The sequence below is a fragment of the Affinirhizobium straminoryzae genome (genome assembly GCF_007004135.1).
Taxonomy (GTDB): Bacteria; Pseudomonadota; Alphaproteobacteria; order Rhizobiales; family Rhizobiaceae; genus Neorhizobium; species Neorhizobium straminoryzae.
On sequence record NZ_VJMG01000076.1, the window covers coordinates 1 to 25,027 of the forward strand.

The window sequence follows — 25,027 nt, forward strand, 5'->3', positions numbered from 1 at the left end:
CTGCGCCGCCTCCGGCACGCTGCCGGGGATGGCGGTCAGCCTGTGCCGCGCGCCGCTGAGCGGCGGCAATGCGCCGAGAAGACCCTGCGTATAGGGATGGCTCGGATGGGCGAAGAGCTGTCCGCTTGGCGCCTCTTCAACGATACGTCCGGCATACATCACGGCAATGCGCGAGCAGGTTTCCGCGACGACGCCGAGATCATGCGAGATCAGCACAAGCGCCATGCCGGTATCACGACGCAGCGTCGTCAGGAGATCGAGGATCTGCGCCTGAATGGTGACGTCGAGCGCCGTGGTCGGCTCGTCCGCCACCAGAAGCTCTGGCTCGCCGGCGAGCGCCATGGCAATCATCACACGCTGGTTCTGGCCGCCGGAAAGCTCATGCGGATAGGCATTGAAGCGGTTCTTCGCGTCTGGAATGCCGACCTGATCCATCAGGCGGATCACTTCCGCCTTCGCCCGCTCGCCGGTCAGGCCACGATGGAGTGTGAGTGCCTCGCCAATCTGGCGGCCGATCCGGTGGACGGGATTGAGGCTTGCCGCCGGATCCTGGAAGATCATCGCGATGCGCCCGCCGCGCACCGGCTCGAGCCTGTGCTTGGGTGCCCCCAGAATGTCCGCGCCATCCAGCAGCACGGAGCCGCGCACGGTGGCAGAGGCGGGCAGGAGGCCGAGTGCCGCGAGCCAGGTCACGGACTTGCCGCACCCGGACTCGCCCACCAGGCCGACCGCCTCGCCGCGCTCGACCGCGAGGTTGATCCCCCGCAAGGCCGGCGCGTGGCCGAAGGCGACCGAGAGATTCTGGATCTCGACGAAGGCCATGACCTCAGGCGCCCCAGTTGTGACGACGGAAGTCCATCACGAAGGACTGGGCCGGCGCCCACCTGATGTCGGCCCGCTTGGCGGTGAAGGAGGCGTTGCGGTGCAGAACCACATAGGCCGGATCTTCGATCTCGATGATCTGCAGCATGCGGCGCCAGACCTGAATGCGGCGCGCCTTGTCCGTGCTGCTGCCGAGTTCCTGCGACAGGTTGCCGAATTCCTCGTTGCGCCACTGATTGCTCTTCCAGGGTGAGCCGAGCGGGCCCCAGGAGCCGGACATCTGGACGTAAGGATCGGGCAGGCTGGCAGCAGCAGACCAGTCGTGAATGCCGCGGGTTTCCGGGCCGCCTTCCTGGATCTGGCCCCAGTTCTCCACCATCTGCAGCTTGATGTTGAGACCGACGGCGCGCCAGTTTTCGGTATTGATCTGCGCGGTCGCGGTCTGGGCGGTATAGTAGTCGTTCAGCACGCGGTACGGGATCGGCTCGCCATTGTAGCCGGCCTTGCGCAGAAGCATGCGCGCCTTGTCCGGATCATAGGCGGGATTCTCGTGGTCGGTGATGTAGAAATCGCCGTAGAAGGACCACTGCAGGCCGCGCGGCACCTCGGTGCGCCCGCTCCACAGCGATTCGACGATCAGGTTGCGGTCGACGGAATGGGTCAGCGCCTGGCGGATCAGCGGATTGGCGAGTACCGGATGCGACTTGTTGAACACTGTATAGCGGGTGTTGTTGATCGGTCCGCCGACGACCTTGAAGCGCTTGTCGGCCTCGACCGTTGCAATCTGGTCCGGGGGGATGTCGCAGGCGAAATCGGCGCCGCCGGAACGCAGCAGGTTGATGCGGGACGCGGTTTCAGGCGTTTCCACAAACCGCACCTGGCGCAGCGGCGGCCGGCCCTCCCAGTGATCGTCGAAGGCCTTCAGCGTCAGCACCGAATCCGGCTTGTATTCGGAAATGGCGTAGGGACCCGTAGTCACGGGCTGGCGGGCCCAGTCCATCCAGCTCTTGGCGGCCAGGAAGGCGCGCTTGTTGACGATCATGCCGATCGAGGCAGAGAGGCGACCTTCCAGAACAGGGTCGATGGAGGCATTGTGCATGCGGATCTTGTACGGCCCCAGCACCTCGATGCGCTCGAAAGCCGGAAGCGCCTGCCGCGCCACGACCTTGACGTTATCCGGAACCTCGACCGTGCCACCACCCCACATGCGCTCCGGACCATAGGAGAAGGCCACATCTTCGGCAGTCATCACATCGCCATTGTGGAACTTGACGCCTTCGCGCAGGTCCACGTCCACGGTCATGTCGTCGACGCGCTTCCATGCGGTCGCGAGCTGCGGCTGCAGCGCCATGTCGCCGATCCAGTTGTTGCCGATCAGCGTTTCGGCATAGCTTGTATAGATGCGGGTGCCGACATTGGACTGTTCGGTGAGCATTTCCAATGTGTTTGAATTCGAAATGCGCTGTACGGCAACGGTGACGGCAGGACGATCGCCGGATTGTGCCGCGGCGAACCGAGGCATGACGAGGGCCGCCGTGGACGCGGCCGAAAGGGAAAGGACATGGCGGCGGGAGATTCCAGTCATTTTCTTGACCTTCTCAAAATGGCAGGCAAAGGGAACGAGCCGCAAGAACGCGGGCAGGCCCGCGTCCGGCGTTTTCAAGCGTCGGCGCTTAATGGACGAATGATCTGCGTGCCCGGCGGAATGCGCACTTCAAGTGTGTCCGCCGCGATGCGAAATTCATTAAGGGGTCATTGTGAACTGCGCATGACAGCTGTAGGTACAGCTAGTAAAATTAGGGGGCGGGGCGATTGATGGAGCCGCAATGGTTCAGAGTGTATCAGGCCGTGAAGACAGCCATTCTGGTGGGAGAACTGCAGGCCGGCAGCAAGGTGCCGCCTGAATTCGATCTGTCGGAGGAATATGGCGTCAGCCGCAATACGGTGCGCCGCGCCTATCTGGCGCTCTCGCAGGAAGGCCTGATCCGCAGCGTCAACGGGCGCGGCTCCTTCGTCATGCAAAGGGGAATGACCTATGAGGTGGATGCCACCTCGCGTTTCCGCGACGTTCTGGACCGGCAGGGCGTGCACTCGGCCGTCCGGCTGCTGGAGAGCGAATACACAGAGGCGGATGAAGAGATTGCCCGTATCCTGAAGGTTGAACCCGGCCACCCGCTTCTCAGAGCCACCGATCTGATCCTCGGCGACGAGGTGCCGTTCATCCTGACGGTGCGCCACATCCGTGCGGACCTGATTGAGGATCTCGAGCAAAAGCTGAAAGAGGCCAACTCGCTGACGCTGGTGGCACGCCGGGAGGGGCTCGGGCAGTTGCGGCGTGTCTCCACCACCGTGGAGGCGCGGCTGCCGACAGAGCGGGAGGCAAGCCTCCTGCAAAGCCCGATCAATGCGCCGGTGCTGCTGGTTTACTCCGCAGGCGGGGTCGACAATGGCATTCTGCTCGAATGCCAGAGGGCCGTCATGAACAGCCAGCGGATCCGGCTGTCCTTTCAGAGCGAGGCGCGTTGAGCGCTGGCCATCCTCGAGCTTACCGGGCCACGTCGATAACGACGCGGCCACGCACCTGCCCGGCGACGATCTCGTTGGCGAGTTCGGGGAGGCGGGAGAGAGGCTCGACGCGGGTCATGGCTGCGAGATGGTCGCGGTTGAGATGTTCTGCAAGCGTTGCCCAGGCGGCCTTGCGCTTGACCATTGGCGCCATCACGGAATCCACACCGAGAAGGGCCACCCCGCGCAGGATGTGCGGCAGCACGGTTCCCGGAAGATCAGCGCCGCCGGCCAGACCGCAAGCAGCAACGGCGCCCCCATAGACCGTCTGCGACAGAACGTTCGCCAGCGTGATGGAGCCGACGGAGTCAACCGCTCCGGCCCAGCGTTCCTTCTGCAGCGGGCCGCCCTTTTCCGTCAGGCTGGCACGGTCGATGAAGGCGCTGGCGCCGAGGTCGCGCAGGTAGTCGTGCGTTTCGGGCCGCCCCGTCGAAGCCGTCACACTATAGCCCTTGGCGGCGAGAAGGCTGACCGCAACAGACCCAACGCCCCCGGCCGCACCCGTGACCAGCACCTCGCCAGCCCCCGGCTTCATGGCGCCCCAGGCTTCCAGCACGTTGACGCACAGCGCCGCCGTATAGCCGGCCGTGCCGACCGCCATCGCCTCTTCAAAGGAAAAGCCGTCCGGGATCGCCATCAGCCATTCGGGCTTGAGACGCTGAAAACGGCTGTAGCCGCCCCATTCCGTTTCCGACAGGCCGAAGCCGTTGACCAGCACGCGGTCGCCGGCCTTCCAGAGAGGCGAACGAGACTCGACGACTGTACCCGCCAGATCGATGCCGGCCACCATCGGCGTGCGGCGGGCAATGCGCCCCTTGCCGCTGATGGCGAGGCCATCCTTGTAGTTGAGGCCCGAGCAGGCGATCTCCACGAGCACATCGTGATCCGGCAGATCGGCGAGGCCGAGGTTTCTGAATTCCGCCTTCGGTTTGCCATCCACGAGATCGATGACGAGGGCCGTAAAGGTTTCGCTCATGGGCAGAGACGCTCCTGATGGATGAAAGAACAAGGGTCAGGCTTCGGACGAGCCGGCGAGCTTGCGATTTTCCCGGGCCTGCAGGGCCGCGGCATAGGACTGGCTGACATAGTCGAGCAACTGCCCGAGCGCGGTGACCGCACGGGCGGCATCCTCGGCACGGATGCCCTCGAGGATATCCCGGTGCAGGGAGGCCACCCGGCGGCGCTCGCGCACGCGAAAGACGATCATGTTGGTGATCGGAATGAAGGCCTCGATGACGGTATACATCATCAGCTTCAGCGGCCCGTTGCCGGTGGAATCGACCAGCGCGCGATGAAAGCGAACGTCGGACGCGCAGAAATCCTCGTCACTCAGCGACTTGTCCTCCTGCACCCGGATCTCGTCTTCCATCAGCGCCAGAAAGAGCGGATCCGGCCGTTCGGCGGCAAGCCGGCAGCAGATCGTCTCGGTTTCCCGGCGGGCGGTGATGATTTCCTCGATGTCGAAGGCGCCCACGCCGACCAGCAGCGTCGCCGCGCCGGTAATGGCTTTCGACAGGCCTTCGGGATCGGGGCGCTTGACGAAATTGCCGCCCGTCGGTCCGCGCTTGGAGTGGATCAGATTCTGCGCGGCAAGCCGCTTCAGCGCCTCGCGCACGGTGGGGCGCGAAATGCCGAAACTGCGGGCGAGATCCTCTTCGCTGGGAAGGCGCTCATCCACCTTCAGCCGGCCGTCCATGATGGCGGAACGGATGTTTTCGGCAACCTGCTTGGCAATGCCGGATCGCACCACTTCATCATATTTGAGGATCATGCCCCTCTCCACTCGCGTCATCGGAATCATGGCACGGGCCGGGCCAAATTGCTACACCTTTTTAAATATAGGTTTGACAAATATCGGATCGTGGATCACGATAACCCCATAAAACAAGGGGAACAATCTGAATGGTCTGCCGGTCCGGTCTCGATCCGGTCGATGGCGCATTGCGTCGTGCGACACCCTCTGCCACGGACGAACGTGTTCGCTCCGTGCTCGGCATTGTGTCGAGCCGGCTGCCGCCTGCGGCCTTTCTGGTTGGCTCCGACGTGGGGGATGGCTACCGGGGTGACGCGACGGATGAGAAGGGTGCGCTGCCGCCCGTGGTACTCAGGCCCGCCACGACAGACGAATTGTCCCTGATCCTTTCCGCCTGCAACGACCTTCGCCAGCCTCTCGTCCTGCAGGGTGGCCGGACCGGACTTGCCGGCGGTGCCCGGCCGATGGAGGGTGAGCTATCCCTGTCGCTGGAGCGGATGAAGCGGCTTTCCCCCGTGAATGTCGATGCGGCGACGATCGTTGCCGAGGCCGGCGTCACGTTGCAGGAAGTGCAGGCGGCGGCCAACGAGGCGGGCTTCTTCTTCGGCGTCGATATCGGTGCGCGCGGCTCCTGCACGATCGGCGGCAATGTCGCGACCAATGCCGGCGGCATCCGCGTGCTGCGCTATGGAATGTTCCGGGCGCAGGTGGCCGGCGTCGAGGCGGTTCTTGCCGATGGTTCGGTTCTCTCCAGCCTCAAGGGCCTGCCCAAGGACAATTCCGGGCTCGACCTCAATCACCTCTTCATCGGGTCGGAAGGGGTGCTCGGCATAGTGAGCAAGGCCTGCCTGAAGCTCTGGCCGAAGCCGGTGACGGAAGCCAATGCGCTTTGCGTCGTTCCGAGCATCGATGCGGCACAGGATCTGCTGGTGCGTCTCCGGCAGTCGCTGGGTTCTCTCCTGTCGGCGTTCGAGATCCTGTTTCCGGAGGTCTATGCCGGTATTGCCAGAGGCGGCTTTGCCGCGCCGCCGCTGCCGCTGCCGGTGACGGGCGGTTATTACATTCTCACGGAAATCCAGGGACAGACGGGCGACAGTGATCGCGAGCGCTTTTCCGAAGCCCTGATGGACGCGCTTGATGACGGGCTGGCAAGCGACGTGGTCGTGTCGCAGTCCTCGCGCGATTTCGAGGGGTTGTGGCGGCTGCGGGAGGCCAGCAACAGCTTCATTTTCAGCCTGTCCAATGTCGTGGGTTTCGATGTCAGCGTTCCCGCCGCCAGCATGGCGCGTTTCCTCGATCGGGCGGCGGCGTCGGTCAGGGCGATAGACCGGCACGCCGAAACCTACATCTTCGGCCATCTCGGCGACGGCAACCTGCATTACATGGTGCGCAGCCCGGAACACGATGCGCTGGCCGATGCGGTTCTGACCGCAGCAGCCGAAGCCGGCGGCTCGATTTCCGCAGAGCACGGCATCGGCCTCGACAAGAAGCCCTGGCTTTCTCTGGTGCGCAGCCCCGCCGAATTGGCGGCCATGCGCCGGCTGAAGCGCGCTTTCGACCCCCATTCCATCCTCAATCCCGGTCGCGTCTTCGACCTGGAGCCATCGCATGCTGGCGAGAAGGTGTGCCCATGACCATCAACCCTCCCTCGGCGGCGATTGCCGCGCGCCGCGCGGTCAACGAGAGCATCGATCTCGAGGACCGCTATCGCCTCGAAGACGGGCGCATCCTCGTCTCCGGCACGCAGGCGCTGGTGCGCCTGCCGATGATCCAGCGACAGCGGGATCTTGCCGCCGGCCTGAACACGGCGGGCTATATTTCCGGTTATCGCGGCTCGCCGCTCGCCGGCTTCGACCGGGAAGTCATCAGGGCACGCCGCTATCTGGATGAGGCCCATGTCAGGTTCCAGCCTGGCCTCAACGAGGACATGGCCGCAACGGCAGTGTGGGGCACCCAGCAGACGGAACTTTTCGAGGGCGCGCGTTACGACGGCGTGTTTGCCATGTGGTATGGCAAGGGGCCGGGCGTCGATCGCAGCATGGACGTGATCCGCCATGCCAATGCGGCGGGAACCAGCCGGCACGGCGGCGTGCTGCTTCTCGCCGGCGACGATCACGGCGCCTCTTCCTCGACGCTGCCGCATCAGAGCGAACACAATCTGATCTCGGCCATGGTGCCGCTGCTGTCGCCGGCCGGCGTTGGCGAGTATATCGATTACGGCCTCATCGGCTGGGCCATAAGCCGTTATTCCGGCGCCTGGATCGGCTTCAAGTGCCAGACGGAAATCGTCGAATGCACGGCAACCGTCGAGATCGGTCCGCATCGTCCGATGATCGTACTGCCGGAAAATGCGCTTACGCCCGGCGAACTTTCGCTTCGCTGGCCGGATGGACCGCATGCGATGGAGCTTCGTCTGGAGCGCAAGATGGATGCGGTGCGCGCCTTTGCGCGGGCCAACCGCATCGACCGCCGCTCGGGCATGACCGGCAGAGGCCGGCTCGGCATCGTGTCCACCGGCAAGAGCTGGCTCGACCTCCTGGGCGCGCTGTCGCTGCTCGGAATTGCCGAAGGCGACCTCCAGGACCTCGGCATCGGCCTTTACAAGGTCGGCCTCGTCTGGCCGCTCGAACCGGACGGCATTTCTGCCTTCGCGGCAAGCTTCGACGAAATCCTGGTGGTCGAGGAAAAGCGGTCGATCATCGAGGAACAGGTGAAGGGACTGCTCTTCAACCTGTCCGCCGATCGTCGCCCGCGCATCGTCGGCAAGAGCGGCGAGGAGGGGCAGGCGCTTCTGCTGGCCACCGGCGAAATCTCGCCGCTCTCGATTGCCCACGCAATCCTTGCGCGCCTGGGAGATGCGGATGGGCGGCTGGCCGGCGCCGCGCACATGATCCGGGCGCTGAGCGCCGCTTCCGGTGAGGAAATCGTCGCACTTCGGCGTGATCCCTATTTCTGCTCGGGCTGTCCGCACAGCATCTCGACGCGCCTTCCCGAAGGAAGCCGGGCGAGCACCGGCATCGGCTGCCACATGATGATCATCGGCAACGAGGACCGCAACACCTCCACCTTCACCCAGATGGGCGGCGAGGGCGGGGCCTGGATCGGCCTTTCCCCCTTCACCGACGAGAAGCACATCTTCGTCAACATGGGGGACGGCACCTATTTCCATTCGGGTCTGCTGGCGATCCGCGCCGCGATCGCCGCCAAGGTGAATGCCACCTACAAGATCCTGTTCAACGATGCCGTCGCCATGACCGGCGGTCAGCGGCATGATGGCGAACTGAGCGTTCCAGCCGTCGTAGAGCAGGTGTTGGCGGAAGGGGCGCAGCGCGTCGTGGTCGTTGCGGAATTTCCAGAGCACTGGCACGGCAGTCTGCCGCGCGCCGTTTCGATCCATCACCGCGACGAACTGGATGCCGTGCAGCGATCGCTGAGGGAGATCGAGGGGGTCACGGTTCTCATCTTCGATCAGGTCTGCGCGGCGGAAAAGCGGCGCCGGCGCAAGCGCGGCGCTTTCCCCACCTCGGACAAGCGGGCCTTCATCAACGAACTGGTCTGCGAGGGCTGCGGCGATTGCTCGGCCGTCTCCAACTGCATTTCGATCGAACCGAAGGAAACCGAGTTCGGCCGCAAGCGAACGATCAACCAGTCAAGCTGCAACACCGATCTTTCCTGCATCAAGGGCTTCTGCCCGAGCTTCGTGACCGTCGAGGGCGGTACGCTGCGCAAGCCGAAGGGACGGGGCGTCGCCGCCGGTGCGGAGGACCTGCCGATGCCGCAGATCGCGGCAAACCTGTCCCAGCCCTACAATCTCCTGCTGGCCGGCATCGGCGGAACCGGCGTCATCACCGTCTCGGCCATCCTGTCGATGGCGGCTCATCTCGACGGACTGGCGGTGGTGACGCTCGACCAGACCGGACTTGCGCAGAAAAACGGCGCGGTCGTCTCCCATCTCCGGCTCGCGGCCGAGCCCTCGACCCTGAACCGCGTGCGCATCGGCGCCGGCGAAAGCGATGTGGTGCTGGGCTTCGACGTGGTGGTTGCCGCAGGGCGCACCGTACTGCCGACCTTTGCCAAAGGTCGCACGCGTGGCGTGGTGGACGATCACTTCGCACCGACTGCCGCCTTCGTGCAGAACACCGCGATCGACCTCAGGCAGGAAGCGACCTTGCGGGCGCTGAAGAAGGCGGCCGGCGAGGAGGCGCTGTCGCTCGTCGAGGCAACCCGCGCCGGCACCGCACTGCTCGGCGATGCGATTGCCGCCAACATGCTGCTGCTCGGCACCGCCTGGCAGCGCGGCCTGATCCCGATCAGCCTCGACGCCATCGAGCGGGCCATCACCCTCAACGGCACCGGCATTGCCATGAACCGCGCGGCCTTCGACTGGGGCCGGCGTCTCGCGCTTGATCCGCTGGCCGTGGCAAAGGCTGCGGGGTTCGTGAAGGAAGAGGCGAAGCCGGAAAGTCTGGACGAGATCGTCCGGCGTCGGTCGGATTTCCTCACCGCCTATCAGGATGCCGCCTATGCGGCGCGGTACCGGGGGCTGGTGGAACGCGCGCGGCAGGCCGAGGCGAGGGCGGGAGGCTCAACACGCTTTGCAGAGGCCGTAGCCCGCAACGCCTTCAAGCTGATGGCTTACAAGGACGAGTACGAGGTGGCGCGGCTGCATCGCGATCCCGCCTTTGCCAAGGCCATCGCTGCCCAGTTCGAGGGCGATTACAGGCTGCGTCACCATCTGGCGCCGCCGCTCTTTTCCGGCCGGATCGATGGCCGCACCGGCCGGCCGGCAAAGATTGCGCTCGGGGGCTGGATCAATCCGGTGTTCGGCCTGCTTGCCCGCATGAAAAGGCTGCGCGGAACACCTTTCGACATTTTTGGATACACCGCGGAGCGTCGCATGGAGCGGCAGATGATCGCCGACTACGCCGCGCTGGTGGACGAACTCTGTCGGGACCTCTCGGCCGAACGACTGGCTGCCGCCGTGGAGCTTGCCGGTCTTGCCGACATGGTCCGCGGTTTCGGCCCCGTGAAGCTGGAGGCCGCCACGCGCTACGAGGCGCGCAAGACCGAACTGATGTCGATCTGGCGCGATAGCCCCGCAAATCAGACGGTGACGCGGCCGGCGGAAGGGAAAGCCCATGCCTGAGAAGATCATCATCGACACCGATCCGGGCCAGGACGATGCCTTTGCCATTCTGCTGGCGCTGGCAAGCCCTGAGCTTGAGGTGCTCGGCATCACCACGGTGGCCGGCAATGTGCCGCTGCCGCTGACATCGCGAAATGCCCGGCAGATTGTCGAACTCGCGGGGCATGCACATGTGCCAGTCTTTGCCGGCTGCGCCAGGCCGATGGCGGGGCCCCTCGTGACGGCCGAGCATGTGCATGGCGCAACCGGTCTTGACGGGGCTTCCCTTCCGGAACCGGTGATTCCGCTCTCGTCCACCCATGCGGTCGATTTCATCATCGAAACGCTGATGCGGGAGCCGGAAGGAACTGTCACCCTCTGCCCGCTCGGCCCCTTGACCAATATCGGCACGGCCCTCGTTCGCCAGCCCGAAATTGCCGGCAGGATCCGCCGCATCGTGCTGATGGGCGGCGGATGTTTCGAAGGCGGCAACATCACACCCGCAGCAGAGTTCAATATCTTCGTCGATCCGCAGGCTGCCGTGATGGTCTTCGCCTCCGGCATCCCGATCGTCATGATGCCGCTCGATGTAACCCACAAGGTCAGGACGACCACCGCCCGCGTCGACCGGATTCGCCGCATCGGCGGGCATCTCGGGGCAGTGGCGGCCGGCTGGCTCGACTATTTCGAGCGGTTCGATGAGGAGAAATACGGCACCGATGGCGCACCGCTGCATGACCCCAACGTAATCGCCTATCTGTTGAGGCCCGACCTCTATGGCGGGCGGATATGTAATGTCGAAATCGAGGCGGAGTCGGAACTGACGCGCGGGATGACCGTGGTTGACTGGTGGGGCGTCAGCCAGCGTCCGGCCAATGCGCTGTTCATCCGCGAGGTCGATGACGAGGCCTTCTTCGACCTGCTGACGGAGCGTTTGCAGCGGCTTGCGCTCCGTACGCCGTCACTGGCGGCGATTGCCTGAAGGGAAGGGAGAGCATCGCATGAACGCCACGGCTGCTCTTCCCTCGGCCCCTCCGGCGCCGGCCTCAGTCGAGGCCCTTGAAAGGCGCGTCGCGCACCTCGAGATATTCCTTCAGCGTCATCCTGCCGAGGTTGGCCATCCATTCGCGGCCCCTGCGGCTGACATGCAGCGCGGCGATCGCCTGAACATTGTAGTCCATCGAGGTCATCAGGCCGGCTGCGATCTGCTGGTTGTTGATCGACGCCTTAGCATACTTGATCGCCGGCACCGGCATGCGGGCCAGCTTGCGGGCCAGCTTTTCCGTCGCGTCCTTCAGTTCCGCCGCCGGAACGACCTTGTTGACCAGCCGCATGGCAAGTGCCTCCTGGGCGTCCACCGTGTCGCCCGTATACATCAGCCAGCGGACGTCGCGGGTGGCGAGCAGCCAGGGCATGAAGAGCGACGGCGGCCCGGAATTGTGGCGCACCTCCGGCTCACCGAACTTGGCGGTATCGGCGGCAATCGCCAGATCACAGGCCATCATCAGTTCCAGTGCGCCGGCAAGGGCATAGCCGTTGATGGAGGCAATCACCGGGATCGGCGCCTTCCAGATGTTAAGAAGCGCCTGGGTGTTTTCACCCATGTCGGCATGCCAGTCTTCGATATCGACGTCGTAATCGGCTCCCTGCAGGTCGTAACCTGCGGAAAAGGCGCGGCCGGCGCCGGTGATCACGAGCGCGTTCACATCGGGATCGGCAACCGCCAGCGCCACGGCGGCATCGATCTCGCGGATGGCCGTCTTGTTCATCGCATTCAGCTTCTCCGGCCGGTTCAGCGTGATCGTGGCGAATTTGTCCGTGGCGTCCTTCTCGTAAAGGATCGTTTCAAAGACGGGCTGGTCAGTCATGGGAATGGTCCTCTGGTGGCTTTCGCGGCTGATCATCTTCGCGTCCGGTCTGTCGCGGTTGGCGCAGAGGCCGCGCGCATCGCCACCCCTTCAGGGCGTGCTCCGTCCGGAAAATTTCAGCAGGACCATATGGACAACAAGTGTTTATATTGTCAACATAAGTTTGCAGATTGTCATGACAGCGTCAGAACAAGGAATACCCTCCATGCCGCATGATGCCGCTCCTGCCGCCCCTTCCATTCCTGTCATCGACGTGGCGCCCTTCATCGCCGGTGGGCCGGCAGCGGGGGATGTCGTTCGCCAGCTGGAGGCCGCCGCACGCGATACCGGCTTTTTCCTCGTGACCGGCCACGGCGTTTCCCCAGAGGTGACCGACCACCTCTACACGCTGGCACGTGCCTTTTTCGACGAGCCGCAGGACTGGAAGGTGGGGCAGGGCAGGGAGGCGACACTCGAAGGCGGCGTCAGCTTTTCGCCCCTCGCCGACGAGGCGCTCGCCGCAACGCTCGGCCTCAAGACACCCGGCGACTACAAGGAGAGCCTGAATTTCGGGCCGCGGCTGAAGGGCGGCCGGTGGCCGGCAAAGCCTGACGGGCTGGAACAGGCCTTCGTCGATTACTTCGCCGAGATGGAGCGGCTTGCCCGGCATCTGCGCCGCGCCTTCTGCGCTGCAATCGGCCTGAGGGAGGATCACTTCGAACCCTGCTTCGACCGTCATCTCTCGGCGCTTCGGGTCATCAACTATCCCGAACAGGACGAGGCACCGCTTCCGGGGCAGCTGCGGGCCGGCGTGCATACCGATTACGGCTTCATGACCATTCTGCGCTCCGAAGCCTCGCCGGGCGGGCTGCAGGTCAGGACGCGCAAGGGCGAGTGGCTGGATGCGCCGAACATCGAGGGCGCCTATGTGGTCAATATCGGTGACGCCTTCATGCGCTGGACCAATGACGAATGGGTCTCGACGCCGCATCGCGTCGCCAATCCGCCCGGAGATCGCAAGGGCAGCGCGCGGCGCCAGTCCATTCCGTTCTTTCTCAATCCAAGCGCCGAAACCGTCATCGCCTGCCTGGAGCCGTTCATGCGCGATGGCAAGGCGGCCAAATACGAACCCATCACCTATGGCGACTATATCGCGCTGAAGACCAGCCAGGCCTTCTCGAAGGCCTGACCGATGCCGGCGCGGCCGGGTACACGACTGCACACTCAAAAAAGGGGAACGACAATGACAGCAATGACAAGACGACAGATGCTGGCCGCCATGGCGGCATCGTCTGCGGCCGCAACCTTCGGGCTTCCGGCCCGTGCCGCGGGCAAGAGCCTCGTGGTGCCGACACTCGGCGGCGCCTGGGAACAGTTCTGGCGCACGGAACTCGCCCCCGCCTTCACCGCAAAGAGCGGCGCTGCTGTGACGCTCGATACCGGCAATGGCCGCGTGTGGAGCGCCAACCTGCGCGCCGCCGGCGTTGCCAAGCCGCCCTATTCCTTCCTGATGACGAACGAGGCTTTTGCCAACAGCCTGCGCAAGGAAGGCTTCTTCGAAAAGCTCGATCTCAGCAAGCTGCCGAACTATGCCGATCTCTATCCGCTGGCGAAGAAGACCGATGGCTGGGGTGCAATTGCCATGGTCTCGCCGATCGGCCTTGCCTATCGCACCGACATGGTGAAGACGCCGCCGAAGGGCTGGAAGGATCTGTGGACCAACCCCGAATTCAAGGGCCGCATCGGGCTTTACAACTTCGCTAATACCGCCGGCAAGATGGAGCTGATGCTGTTCTCCAAGTTGTTCGGCAAGGACCAGTACGACGTGGATGCGGGCTTCAAGGCGCTGGAAAAGCTCGGCCCCATCATCCAGGCTGACTTCAACCTCTCGACCGGCATCGCCTCCGGTGAATTCGTCGTTGCGCCGTTCGACTTCGGCGAAGTGGCCCGCCTGCGCAAGCAGGGCCTGCCGATCGATGTGATCATTCCGGAGGAAGGCATGCTGATGTTCGACCAGACGCTGAACATCCTGGCCAATGCCCCGGAAAAGGAACTGGCCTACGAATATGCCAACTTCATGCTGTCGCCGGAAGCACAGGCACTGCTGATGAAGCAGTTCTATGTCTCGCCGACCAATTCCAAGGTCGTCGTGCCCGCCGATCTCAAGGCGGACGTCCCGATCTCCGGCGCGCAGATGGACAACATCCTCACCTGGGACTGGGACTTCATGAACAGCAAGCAGGGCGAACTGGCCGAAGTCTGGGCCAAGACCGTCAAGTAAGCGGCGCCCCCTCGCACGGACCTCGATCCGGTCGGCCTCCGGCCGGATCATACCGCCACGAGATACCTGGCGTGCAGGCGACAGGCTAGAGGAAGAAAGTTGACGTCATGACAGAGGTTAGCATCGAGCAGCTGACCAAGGATTACGGCACGCATCGCGCGGTGGCCGGCATTTCCGTCCGCATCCGCGATGGGGAGTTCATCTCGCTGCTCGGTCCGTCCGGCTGCGGCAAGACAACGACGCTGAAGATGATTGCCGGTTTCGAGGACGTGTCGAGCGGGGCCATCCGCTTCGACGGTCGCGATGTGGTGAATGTCCCGGCAGAGCGGCGCGACATCGGCATGGTGTTCCAGAACTACGCGCTCTTCCCGCACATGACAGTGGCCGGAAATCTCGCCTTCGGGCTGGAAATGCGCAAGGTGCCGAAGGTGCAGATGCAGGAGCGCATCGCCCGCGTGCTGGACATGGTCCAGCTGACCAGCCATGCGGATCGCTATCCGCGGCAACTCTCCGGCGGACAGCAGCAACGCGTGGCGCTGGCCCGCGCGCTCGTCATCGAGCCGAAGATCCTGCTGCTTGACGAGCCGCTCGCCAATCTCGATGCCAAGCTGCGCGAGGAAATGCGGGTCTTCATCCGCGACATCCAGCGCCGCGTCGGCATCACCACCGTCTATGTCACGCACGACCAGGCAGAAGCCATGACCATGTCGGACCGCGTGGTGGTGATGTTCGGCGGCCGTATCGCCCAGTGCGGCAGCCCCTCCGACATCTACGAGAAACCCTCCAGTATCGAGGTCGCGCAGTTCGTCGGACAGGTGAACCTGATGACGATGGTGGTCGAGGAGCGGCTGGCCGACGATCGCGTGCGGCTGAGCGGTCCGCTTGGCGAGGCGGTGGTGCCGAACCCGCATGCGCTGCGCAAGGGAGAGCGGGTCACAGTGGCCCTTCGTCCGGAAGCCATCGACATCTCCGTCACCGGTCCCGGCCAGTCTGCCACGGTTCTTTCCAGCCATTATTCCGGCAGCCTGATGGATTACCGATTGCAGCTTGCCGATGGCAGCCGGATCGACGTGCAGACCTTCCCGCGCCAGCGCTTTGCCGAAGGCGACAGCGTCCATGTTCATGCGCCGGCTGATCGCTACTGGCTGCTGGAGGATGCGGAATGACGACCGGCTCCTCCCATCGCCATGCACCGCTGCTGCTGATTGCGCCGGCCGCAATCCTGCTGTTCGTCTTCCTGGTCCTGCCCTACCTCTCCATCGTGGTGATGAGCTTTCGCACACCGGGGCAGGGGAGCCCCTATGGCGAAGGCTATACGCTGGCGAATTACGCGCGTTTCTTCGGCGACAGCTTCTATCTGGGGCAGATCGCCAATACGCTGATGATCGGCTTTATCTGCACGCTGGCCTGCCTGCTTCTGGGGTTTCCCGTCGCGTGGCAACTGGCCCGCGGCACCTCCCGCCTCAGGGGGCTCGCCTATGGCGTCGTGTTGTCGCCGCTTCTGGTCGGCATCGTCATCCGCAGCTATGGCTGGACGATCCTGCTCGGCAATAACGGCGTGATCAACCGCAGCCTGATGGGGCTCGGCCTCATCGATCGGCCGCTGGGCCTCATGTACAATACGCTCGGCATCGTCATTGCGCTGACCCACGTCTTCCTGCCCTTCATGATCCTGCCGATCATGAGTGCCATCCAGGGCATCGATCCTTCGCTGGAATCGGCGGCCCGCTCGCTTGGCGCCTCGCGTGCCACGATCATCCGCCGCATCATCCTGCCTCTGTCGATGCCGGGCATCCAGGCCGGCTGCATCCTGACCTTCGTCCTGTCGCTTTCCGCCTATGTGACGCCGTCGCTGATCGGGGGCTCCAAGGTCAAGACCATGGCCGTCTCGGTCGTCGATGCGCTGGTCGATACCTTCCAGTGGCCGTTCGGCTCGGCGCTGGCGCTCGGGCTTGCCGTCACCGGCGGCGTGATCGTCGTCCTCTTCTCCCGCTTCACCCGGATGACATGGAAGGCCAATTGACATGTCCCGCATCGTCTTCACCGTCTATTGCCTGATCATCTACGCCTTCCTGCTGGCCCCGATCCTCGTGGTCGTCGGCGCCTCGTTCAATGCCGGCGCCTTCCTGACCTTCCCGCCACAAGGCCTGTCCTTCCGCTGGTATGGGGTCTTCTTCAACAACGAGGTGTTCCTGCGCGCCATCAAGACCTCGCTGTGGGTCGCTGCCGTCTCCACGGTGATCTCCGGCATCATCGGCACCATGGCGGCCATCTACTTCGTGCAGTTTGCCGGCCGCCTGAAGGATGGGGTTCGGATCGCGATGATGGCGCCGCTGCTGCTGCCGGAGGTGCTAACCGCGATCGCGCTCCTGTTTTTCGTCTATGCCATCGGCATCGGCACGCAGACCATGTTCGCGATGATCGTCGGCCACGTGCTGATCACATTGCCCTTCGTCTTCATCAATGTCTCGACCTCGCTGGAAAGCTACGATCCCGCCTGGAGCATGGCGGCCCGCAGCCTGGGGGCCGGGGCCTTCACCCGCTTCCGCCGCATCATGCTGCCCCTCATCAAGCCGGGCGTGATCGGCGGCTGCCTGTTCGCCTTCATCATCTCCTTCGACATCTTCACCATCTCGTTCATGCTGAAGAGTGTCGGGACGGCGACGCTGCCGATCCAGCTCTACGATTATCTGAGGACCAATTTCACGCCCGAAGCCGCCGCCGTCTCCACGCTGTCGGTGGTCCTGACACTCGTCGTGGTCGTGGTGACGGAGAAGTTCCTGGGTCTTAGGATTCACCGCTTCTGAGCGGGGCGCTTCGTCCCCGGCACCGGTCGGGGACGAAACTTGCGTCGGCCGCTGGCGACACGACGGCAAGCGTGACGCCTGTCATCACGCAAAAGCGCGTGGCACTGCCCTAGCGGGCTGCCCAGTTCGCGCCGCGGCGAAAGATCTCGCGCATCTGCGGCACCTCGAATTCCTGCGCCACATGGCCGAGCGAGGAGTAGAAGACGCGGCCCTTGCCATAGCGGCGCTTCCAGACGACGGGCATGACGACACCCTCGATCCACCAGGCGTGGTCGCCGGTAAAGGTTGTCGTCGCCAGCACCTCGTTGGAGGGGTCGACATGCATGTAATACTGTTCGGAGTGATAGGGGAAATCAGCGATTCCCTCCATCAGCGGATCGTCAGGACGCGTGATGTTGACGGTGTAGTCGATGATGTTGCCGGGATGGGCCACCCATTGCCCGCCGACGATGAACTGGTATTCCACGCATTCGCGGAAGGCGTCGCCAGCGCCGCCGTGGTAGCCGGCAAAACCGACGCCCCCCTCGATGGCGGCGGCGAGGTTCTTGGCCTCCTCCTTCTCGATCTTCGACATGGTCATGATCGGCACGATCAGCGAGAGATCGTGAATCGAAGGATCGGCAAAGGCCTCGGTGCTGCGTTCCACATAGACCTTGAAGCCATCCGCCTGCAGCATGTCGCGGATGATCTCGGCGCATTGTTCCGGTTCGTGGCCACTCCAGCCACCCCAGACGATCAGGGCTTCGCGCATATTCTTCTCCTCCCGTGTGTCAGCGGGCCAGCCGGCCGTCGCGCAAGGATTGCGACAACGGCGCGGGCCGCTCGGTTTTGGTGGTGATGTCGATGGTGGTGCCGCGCTCGGCGGCGCGCAGGAAGGCTTCCATGACCTCCAGAACATGCAGCGCCAGATCGCCATTGGCGCGGTGTGGACGCCCGCTTCGCAATGCATGCGCCATGTCAGCCACGCCGATCGAGCGATAATTGCCGTCGGCGTAGGGGCGCGTGGTTTCCTGCGGCTCGAAGCTGCCGCCCTTCTTCAGATATTCGATCTGCCCGCCGAAATGATTGGGATCGGGCACGATCAGCGTGCCATCGGTGCCGTAGATCTCCAGCGGCACGTGCTTGTGGCCGGCCACATCGAAGCTCATGCCGATCTGTACCACGGCACCGCACTGGAAGGCCATCACGCCCGCCACATGGGTCGCCACATCGACCGGAATGATCTCGCCGTGACGGGGCTGGCTGGTGATCACGCGCTCCTTGCGCGGCGCGATCGCAAAGCCCGCGACCTTGTCCACCGGCCCGAGCAGATTGACGAGATCGGTGATGTAATAGGGGCCCATGTCCAGCATCGGCCCGCCGCCCACTTCGTAATAGAAGGCGGGGTTCGGATGCCAGCGTTCATGGCCCGGGCACATGAAGGTGGCCGTGCCGCCGACCGGCTGGCCGAGCACGCCGGCGTCGATCATCTCGCGCGCCGTCTGGTGCGATCCGCCGAGAAACGTATCGGGCGCCGCCCCGATCCGCAGACCCTTTTCGCGCGCGGCGAGCGCCAGGGCGTGTCCCTCGGCAAAGCTGATACCGAGCGGCTTTTCGGAATAGGTGTGCTTGCCGGCCTCCAGCGCCCGCATCGCAACGCTCACATGTGCCTTCGGCACCGTAAGGTTGACGATGATCTCGATCCCCCGGTCGGCGAGAAGCGCCTCCACCGTCTTCGCCTCGAGCCCGAATTCGGCGGCACGCTGGCGCGCCAGTTCTTCGTTGAGGTCCGCCACGCCCTTGATGTCGAGAATGGGAAAGGAGGCCATTGCCTTCAGATAGGCCGAGGAAATGTTCCCGCAGCCGATGATACCGATACCAACCTTGTCCATGGATCCTCCCAGAGTCCGAGAAACTGTCTTATGGGTCCAGAGCATTTCCGGCGAAAACCGGCTCACTGGAAATGCTCTATCTCTTTGTTTTCACGCAGTCCGGACGCAAAACCGCTGACGCACTTTTGGCTCGGACGTGTTCTAATGTTGCGGCGCCGGCGCCGGGCCGGTGGTTCCCCAGGGGGATTCGTAGAGCTCGCAAAGCGCCACGACGGCAGCCCCTTGCGCCCACATCTCGTCCGGCGAATTGTCGAAGACCAGTTCGGCGATCTCGCGGATCGACGGGGGAATGGCGCGGCGATAGGCTTCCGAAAGCGTCGTCAGGAAGACGTGCCCGAGAAGCAGGCTGGAACCGACAATGACGACGCGGGGTGGCCCGAACAGCGTGACGATGTTGGCGACCGCAATGCCGATCGCTTCCCCCGCGCGGGTGGCAGCAGCCGTCAGACCGTTGTCCTCCGCGGCAATAAGCGTCTGCGCATGTGCCATGCCGCGCCCCAGCCGCACCGCTTCCGCAAAGCGCCCCTGCTGCGACTGCTCTCCCAGAATGGCCTGCTCGCCGGCCAGAGCGGACAAACGGATCGTTTCCGCCAGTCCGCAACCCATCATCAGATCGCCGAGATTGTGGCTGAGGCCGCCCGCACCGCGAAACAACTGGCCACCATTCAGCACGCCAAGCCCCAGCGTCTGCTCGAGCGAAACCAGCACCATGTCGTCCAGATCACGCCCCTTTCCGAACCAGTGATGCCCGAGCGTGATGGCATGGGAGTCGCTCTCCACGATGGTCGCGACATTCAGCCGCTGTGACATCTCGCGGGCAAAATCCACGTCCGGCTCACTGAGAATGGGGCTGGAGCGCACGAGGCCTGTGCGATGCTCGATCACGCCGGGAAAGCCGATGCAAACGGTATCGATGTCATCAAGGCTCAGTCCCGCATCGACCACGCACCGTCGAACGCCATCCTCGATCAGGTCGCTGATCACGCCGACCGGCTGCCGGTTGACGCGGATCGGCAGCGAGAGATGCGAAATCACCTCGCCGCAGAAATCGGTGACAACGAAGTTCATCTGATGCGCGGCGATCTTGGCGCCGACCACCCGGGCGGCATCCGGGTTCAGCACCAGCATCACGCGCGGCCGCCCTCTTGCCGCAGCATTGCGGATATCTCCTTCATGGCGTGTCAGGATCAGCCCGTCGTCCAGCAGCGAGGCGGTGATGGCCGAAACGGTGGTGGTGGACAGTTGCGAGCGTTCGCTGATTTCGACGCGTGATATGGGGCCGTGGCGGCGGATCGTGTCCAGCACGGTGAAACGATTGATGGCGCGCATCAGTTCCGGGTCGGCAGTCTTCATGAATCGCTATGCGCTCGCATCATTATGTTCGGCTTCCGGATAAAAATAATCCGAAGGCATGGCCAAAAGTCAATCCATCCGCGAGGATTTATGAGAGCGGGCGGTTTTTCTGTTGACAGGCCGGGCAGCTTGGTCCGATTTTATACGCGTTAAGGAAAAAATGCGCACCTTGGGAGGAGAACAGGATGACGCATCACCAGGAGAAGGCGCGCCCGCGCGCCGAGCTATTCGCGTGCCTGACAATTGCCACCTCGCTCGCGTTCGGAGCCTTTGCCACCGCCGCTCGCGCCGAAACCGTCGTGAAATGGATGCATGTCGAGACGGTGCCGTCCAATCTCAAGGTCTGGGAGGAGATTGCCGCCGCCTATCATGCCGCGCATCCGGACGTGCGGGTCGAATTGCAGTTCCTCGAGAACGAAGCCTTCAAGGCCAAGCTGCCAACCCTGCTTCAGTCGGATGCCGCCCCTGATTTCTTCTACAGCTGGGGTGGAGGCGTGCTGCGGCAGCAGTCGCAGACAGGCGCCCTGCAGGATCTCAGCAGCGCCATGAAGGCGGATGGCGGCACCTGGGCGAAATCCTACAAGCCCGCCGCGCTCGACGGCCTGACCTTCGATGGCAAGACCTATGCCGTACCCTACCGCATGGGCACCGTTGCCTTCTTCTACAATAAGCAGCTTTTCCAGAAGGCCGGCATCAAGGCGGAGGACATCAAGACCTGGAATGACTTCCTGAAAACGGTAAAGACTCTGAAGGACGCCGGCATCACACCGATTGCCGGCGGTGGTGGCGAAAAATGGCCGCTGCACTTCTACTGGAGCTATCTGGTGATGCGCAACGGCGGCCAGGCCGTTTTCGACAAGGCGAAGAAGAACGAGGGCGACGGCTTTCTCGATCCGGCCATCATCAAGGCCGGTGAACAACTCGCGGAACTCGGCAAGCTGCAACCGTTCCAGGGCGGCTATCTCGGCGCGACCTGGCCGCAGACACTGGGCGTGTTCGGCGATGGCAAGGCCGCCATACTGCTCGGATTCGAGAACACCGAAGCCAACCAGGCAAAGAATGCGGGCGACGGCAAGGGGCTTGCCGCGGACAATATCGGACGCTTTCCCTTCCCCGTCGTCGAGGGTGGTCCCGGCAAGGTGACCGATACGCTGGGTGGCCTGAACGGCTGGGCAGTGACGAAGAAGGCGTCGCCCGCCGCGATCGACTTCCTGAAATATCTCACGAGCCCCGAGCAGGAACGCAAGATGGCGGCTGCGGGCATGATCATCCCGGCAGCCCTCGGGGCCGAGGATGGCCTGAAGAACCCGCTGATGCGGCAGGCAGCCGACCAGCTGGCCGGTTCGACCTGGCATCAGAACTTCTTCGACCAGGATCTCGGTCCCTCCGTCGGACGCGTCGTCAATGATGTCTCGGTGGAAATCCTCTCGGGTCAGATGTCTGCGAAGGATGGCGCCCAGATGATCCAGGATGCACGCGCCCTGGAATAGCGCCTCCGCTGCGGCCCGGAATGCGCGGTCGGCCAGACCGGCGAGCGCTTTCCGGGCCGCAAGCAGCCTGTGGTTCGAGAAGGAGATGACGGAATGACGGAGATGACGGCGTCGGTCGCAGCACCGGCCGTGGCCTTGCGCACGGTCAAATACAAGAGCCCCACGGCGCGCGGGCGCCTGCCGGTGCTGATCCTGTTCCTGCCGCCTGCGCTTCTGCTTTTCACCCTCTTCGTCATCCTGCCGATGGGGGAAGCGGCCTGGTACAGTCTTTATCGCTGGAACGGCTATGGCACGCCGACGGATTTTGTCGGGATCCGGAATTTTTCCGTGCTGTTCAACAATGCCGCTTTCACGCAGGCGCTGGTGAACAACGGCCTGATCATCGTCGTCTCGCTGCTGCTCCAGATCCCGCTGGCGATCTGGCTTGCAATGATGCTCGCCCACAAGATCACCGGGGTCGTCACATTCCGCCTGATCTTCTTTCTTCCCTACGTGCTGGCAGATGTCGCGGCAGGTCTGATCTGGCGCTTCGTCTATGACGGCGATTACGGCCTGTTCGCCGCCATTGCCGGCTTCTTCGGGGTTGCCACCCCTTATGTGCTCGCAGACCGGGATCTTGCGATCTATGCGGTACTGGCCGTGATCGTGTGGAAATATTTCGGCTTCCACATGATGCTCTACATAGCCGGCCTTCAGGCCGTCGACAGAAGCGTTCTGGAAGCGGCAGAGATCGACGGCGCGACCGGCTGGCAGAAGTTCCGCTATGTCACGCTGCCGCTTCTGTCGTCCACGCTGCGACTCTCCGTCTTTTTCGCCATCATCGGCTCGTTGCAGCTTTTCGACCTTGTGATGCCGCTGACGGGAGGAGGACCGTCCAACTCCACCCAGACCATGGTGACCTTTCTCTACACCTATGGCGTGACACGCATGCAGGTTGGCCTCGGCAGCGCCGTCGGCGTGGTCCTCTTCGTCATCTGCGTCACGCTCGCCTTCGGTTACAAACGGATCTTCATGCGCCATGACTGAGATGACATCAGGCCTCAAAATGAAGCCCGCGACGCGGCTCTATCTGTATCTTTCGCTGTCACTCGTGGCCTGCCTCGTCCTGGTGCCGCTGGTCACCACCGCGCTTGGCGGCTTCAAGTCGCTGGGCGACCTGCGTGTCAATCCGTTTGGCCTGCCAGAGCAATGGGTGTGGTCGAACTATACCGACATTCTCTTCGGCGAACGCTACTGGCGGCAGATGGGCAACTCCCTGCTGATTGCCAGCGTCACCGTCTTCCTCACCGTCGTCGTCTCGGCCATGGCCGCCTTCACCTTCGCCCATGTGAAATTCTTCGGCGCCGCGCAGCTGATGAACTACTTCCTGATCGGGCTGATGTTTCCGGTGGCAACCGCCATTCTCCCGCTGTTCATCCGCATCCGGGATCTCGGCCTGCTCGACTCCTACTGGGGCGTGATCCTGCCGCAGGTGGCCTTTGGGCTTGGCATGAGCATCCTGCTGTTCCGCAACTACTTCAGAAACCTTCCGGACGAACTCTTCCAGGCGGCTTTCGTCGATGGTTGCGGCTACATCCGCTTCTTCTGGCACGTGTCGCTGCCGCTGTCGCGGCCGATCGTGGCCACGGTCAGCATCGTCAGCTTCGTCAACAGCTGGAACAGCTACATCCTGCCGCTAATCATGCTCAACACCGAAACGAAATATCCCTGGCCGCTCGGCATCATGGTCTATCGCGGTGAATTCGGAACGGAATGGCAGCTCGTCCTCGCCTTCATCACATTGACGATCCTGCCGACCGTCATCGTCTTCTTCCTGGCGCAGAAACACATCATCGCAGGCCTGACGGCCGGCGCAGTCAAGTCGTAATCCGGAGAGTGAAATGGCGTCTGTCGAACTCAGAGATGTCCGCAAGGCCTATGGCGCGCTGGAGGTGATCCACGGTGTGTCGTTGTCGATTGCCGATGGCGAATTCATTGCGCTGGTCGGCCCGTCCGGCTGCGGCAAATCCACCCTGCTGCGCATGATCGCCGGGCTGGAGGACATCAGCCATGGCGAGGTCGCGATCGGTGGTACGGTCGTCAATGCTCTCACCCCCCGCGAGCGCAACATCGCCATGGTGTTCCAGTCCTACGCACTTTATCCGCACATGACCGTTGCGGAGAACATGGGCTTCAACCTGAAACTCTCCGGCGTTCCGAAACCCGAGATCCGGACACGCGTGGCAGAAGCAGCACGCATGCTGGCGCTGGAGGAGCTTCTGGAGCGCAAGCCGAGCCAGCTCTCCGGCGGCCAGCGTCAGCGGGTGGCCATGGGCCGCGCGATCGTTCGCGATCCCGCCGTCTTCCTGTTCGACGAACCGCTCTCCAATCTCGATGCGAAACTGCGCGTCGCCATGCGCACCGAGATCAAGACGCTGCATCAGAAGGTTGCCACCACGTCGGTTTATGTGACGCACGACCAGATCGAGGCCATGACGCTTGCCGACCGCATCGTGGTGCTGAATGGCGGCCGTATCGAACAGGTGGGAACGCCGCTCGATCTTTACCGGATGCCCGCCAACCTGTTCGTCGCAGGTTTCATCGGCTCACCGGCAATGAACTTTCTGGAAGCCGAGGTGGATGGTGCGGATGGCCAGCCCGCAGCGCGCCTGTCGGACGGCACCCTCGTTCACCTCGATGGTTCCCGCAAGGTCCGCCGCGGCCAGCAGGTACAGCTTGGCATCAGGCCGGAACATCTCCTCGCCGGCCAAACCGGCGATACGGTTCTGGAGGGCGATACGGTGGTGGTGGAACCGACCGGCGCCCAGACCCACATCGTCTTCACCCTGGCCGGAAAGCCGGTGACCGCCGTGGTGGACGGCGCATTCCCCGCCCGCCACGGCACGCCCTTCCGCGCATCCATCGCCGCACCGCAGGTGCATGTCTTCGACCGGGCAAGCGGGCTTTCCCTGTAGCGCGACTCCGGGACCTGTATGATCCCATTGCATACCGGCGGTCCCTTGTGAAAGGCCGGTCAGAAGCCGCTCCACGATGACATGCATCGCCCCCGTTGGGCTTCATACCCCAAGCAGCGGTCAGCAAAACCACTCCTGATTTGTATCCGACCGTCGGGG

General features: G+C 63.6%; 21 protein-coding genes. 13 read left to right on the forward strand and 8 right to left on the reverse strand.

The genetic code is table 11. From position 1 onward, the window contains the following. Together FNA46_RS22025 and FNA46_RS22030 are read right to left on the reverse strand one after the other, a co-directional pair. Positions 1-822, reverse strand: an 822-nt coding sequence (locus tag FNA46_RS22025; RefSeq protein WP_143127368.1) for an ABC transporter ATP-binding protein, incomplete at its 3' end; no start/stop codon positions are given. Positions 823-826: 4 nt separating this feature from the next. Further along, entirely contained in the window at positions 827-2,407 is a 1,581-nt protein-coding gene (locus FNA46_RS22030; protein ID WP_143127369.1) for an ABC transporter substrate-binding protein, read from the reverse strand. A 230-nt stretch (positions 2,408-2,637) separates the two neighbouring features. Here FNA46_RS22030 and FNA46_RS22035 point away from each other — a divergent pair, with 230 nt between their 5' ends. Beyond that, positions 2,638-3,348 carry a GntR family transcriptional regulator gene (locus tag FNA46_RS22035; protein ID WP_280177834.1) on the forward strand — a complete coding sequence of 237 codons (711 nt, stop codon included), beginning with the start codon at positions 2,638-2,640 and terminating at the stop codon, positions 3,346-3,348. Between the two features lie 19 nt (positions 3,349-3,367). Here the strand turns inward: FNA46_RS22035 and FNA46_RS22040 are convergent, their stop codons facing one another. Continuing rightward, entirely contained in the window at positions 3,368-4,363 is a 996-nt protein-coding gene (locus tag FNA46_RS22040; RefSeq protein ID WP_143127371.1) for an MDR family oxidoreductase, read from the reverse strand. 36 nt (positions 4,364-4,399) lie between these two features. Next, positions 4,400-5,158: a FadR/GntR family transcriptional regulator gene (locus tag FNA46_RS22045; protein ID WP_143127372.1), complete on the reverse strand. Its 759-nt coding sequence runs from the start codon at positions 5,156-5,158 to the stop codon at positions 4,400-4,402. Between the two features lie 131 nt (positions 5,159-5,289). Here FNA46_RS22045 and FNA46_RS22050 point away from each other — a divergent pair, with 131 nt between their 5' ends. From FNA46_RS22050 to FNA46_RS22060, 3 genes are read left to right on the forward strand one after another with little or no spacing between them, the layout of a single operon-like run. Continuing rightward, positions 5,290-6,774, forward strand: a complete 1,485-nt coding sequence (locus tag FNA46_RS22050) for an FAD-binding oxidoreductase (RefSeq protein ID WP_143127373.1) — start codon at positions 5,290-5,292, stop codon at positions 6,772-6,774. After that, positions 6,771-10,286, forward strand: coding sequence for an indolepyruvate ferredoxin oxidoreductase family protein (locus FNA46_RS22055; protein WP_143127374.1), 3,516 nt, complete (start codon positions 6,771-6,773; stop codon positions 10,284-10,286). Before FNA46_RS22050 ends, FNA46_RS22055 begins: the two co-directional genes overlap by 4 nt. Beyond that, the gene (locus FNA46_RS22060; protein ID WP_143127375.1) at positions 10,279-11,247 is read left to right on the forward strand and encodes a nucleoside hydrolase; all 969 of its coding nucleotides are present in this window, start codon (positions 10,279-10,281) and stop codon (positions 11,245-11,247) included. The genes FNA46_RS22055 and FNA46_RS22060 overlap by 8 nt, the downstream gene beginning before the upstream one ends. A gap of 64 nt (positions 11,248-11,311) precedes the next feature. On the opposite strand, the gene FNA46_RS22065 is transcribed toward FNA46_RS22060, so the two are convergent. Beyond that, entirely contained in the window at positions 11,312-12,133 is an 822-nt protein-coding gene (locus FNA46_RS22065; protein WP_143127376.1) for an enoyl-CoA hydratase/isomerase family protein, read from the reverse strand. A 205-nt stretch (positions 12,134-12,338) separates the two neighbouring features. Between FNA46_RS22065 and FNA46_RS22070 the strand changes: the two genes are divergently transcribed. The 5 genes from FNA46_RS22070 to FNA46_RS22090 all read left to right on the forward strand — a co-directional run bounded on the left by FNA46_RS22070 (position 12,339) and on the right by FNA46_RS22090 (position 17,200). Further along, positions 12,339-13,301: an isopenicillin N synthase family dioxygenase gene (locus FNA46_RS22070; protein ID WP_143127377.1), complete on the forward strand. Its 963-nt coding sequence runs from the start codon at positions 12,339-12,341 to the stop codon at positions 13,299-13,301. Between the two features lie 54 nt (positions 13,302-13,355). After that, complete coding sequence (locus tag FNA46_RS22075; RefSeq protein WP_143127378.1) at positions 13,356-14,393, forward strand: ABC transporter substrate-binding protein; 1,038 nt, start codon at positions 13,356-13,358, stop codon at positions 14,391-14,393. 107 nt (positions 14,394-14,500) lie between these two features. After that, entirely contained in the window at positions 14,501-15,559 is a 1,059-nt protein-coding gene (locus tag FNA46_RS22080) for an ABC transporter ATP-binding protein (RefSeq protein ID WP_143127379.1), read from the forward strand. Further along, positions 15,556-16,416, forward strand: a complete 861-nt coding sequence (locus FNA46_RS22085) for an ABC transporter permease (RefSeq protein ID WP_143127380.1) — start codon at positions 15,556-15,558, stop codon at positions 16,414-16,416. Before FNA46_RS22080 ends, FNA46_RS22085 begins: the two co-directional genes overlap by 4 nt. 1 nt (position 16,417) lies before the next feature. Further along, on the forward strand, positions 16,418-17,200 hold the full coding sequence (locus FNA46_RS22090; protein ID WP_143127381.1) for an ABC transporter permease: 783 nt from the start codon (positions 16,418-16,420) through the stop codon (positions 17,198-17,200). A 109-nt stretch (positions 17,201-17,309) separates the two neighbouring features. Here the strand turns inward: FNA46_RS22090 and FNA46_RS22095 are convergent, their stop codons facing one another. The 3 genes from FNA46_RS22095 to FNA46_RS22105 form a co-directional block, all read right to left on the reverse strand. Further along, positions 17,310-17,951 (reverse strand): ThuA domain-containing protein, encoded by a 642-nt coding sequence (locus tag FNA46_RS22095; protein ID WP_143127382.1) that lies wholly within the window; start codon positions 17,949-17,951, stop codon positions 17,310-17,312. Positions 17,952-17,970: 19 nt separating this feature from the next. Beyond that, positions 17,971-19,071, reverse strand: a complete 1,101-nt coding sequence (locus FNA46_RS22100) for a Gfo/Idh/MocA family protein (RefSeq protein ID WP_143127383.1) — start codon at positions 19,069-19,071, stop codon at positions 17,971-17,973. 141 nt (positions 19,072-19,212) lie between these two features. Further along, positions 19,213-20,424, reverse strand: a complete 1,212-nt coding sequence (locus FNA46_RS22105; RefSeq protein WP_143127384.1) for an ROK family transcriptional regulator — start codon at positions 20,422-20,424, stop codon at positions 19,213-19,215. 185 nt (positions 20,425-20,609) lie between these two features. Between FNA46_RS22105 and FNA46_RS22110 the strand changes: the two genes are divergently transcribed. The 4 genes from FNA46_RS22110 (at position 20,610) to FNA46_RS22125 (ending at position 24,868) form a co-directional block, all read left to right on the forward strand. Beyond that, positions 20,610-21,914 carry an ABC transporter substrate-binding protein gene (locus FNA46_RS22110; protein ID WP_143127385.1) on the forward strand — a complete coding sequence of 435 codons (1,305 nt, stop codon included), beginning with the start codon at positions 20,610-20,612 and terminating at the stop codon, positions 21,912-21,914. Between the two features lie 93 nt (positions 21,915-22,007). Then, entirely contained in the window at positions 22,008-22,940 is a 933-nt protein-coding gene (locus tag FNA46_RS22115; protein ID WP_143127386.1) for a carbohydrate ABC transporter permease, read from the forward strand. Then, positions 22,933-23,781, forward strand: a complete 849-nt coding sequence (locus tag FNA46_RS22120) for a carbohydrate ABC transporter permease (RefSeq protein ID WP_143127387.1) — start codon at positions 22,933-22,935, stop codon at positions 23,779-23,781. The genes FNA46_RS22115 and FNA46_RS22120 overlap by 8 nt, the downstream gene beginning before the upstream one ends. Before the next feature lie 13 nt (positions 23,782-23,794). Beyond that, complete coding sequence (locus FNA46_RS22125) at positions 23,795-24,868, forward strand: ABC transporter ATP-binding protein (RefSeq protein WP_143127388.1); 1,074 nt, start codon at positions 23,795-23,797, stop codon at positions 24,866-24,868. The last annotated feature ends 159 nt before the right edge of the window (positions 24,869-25,027 follow it).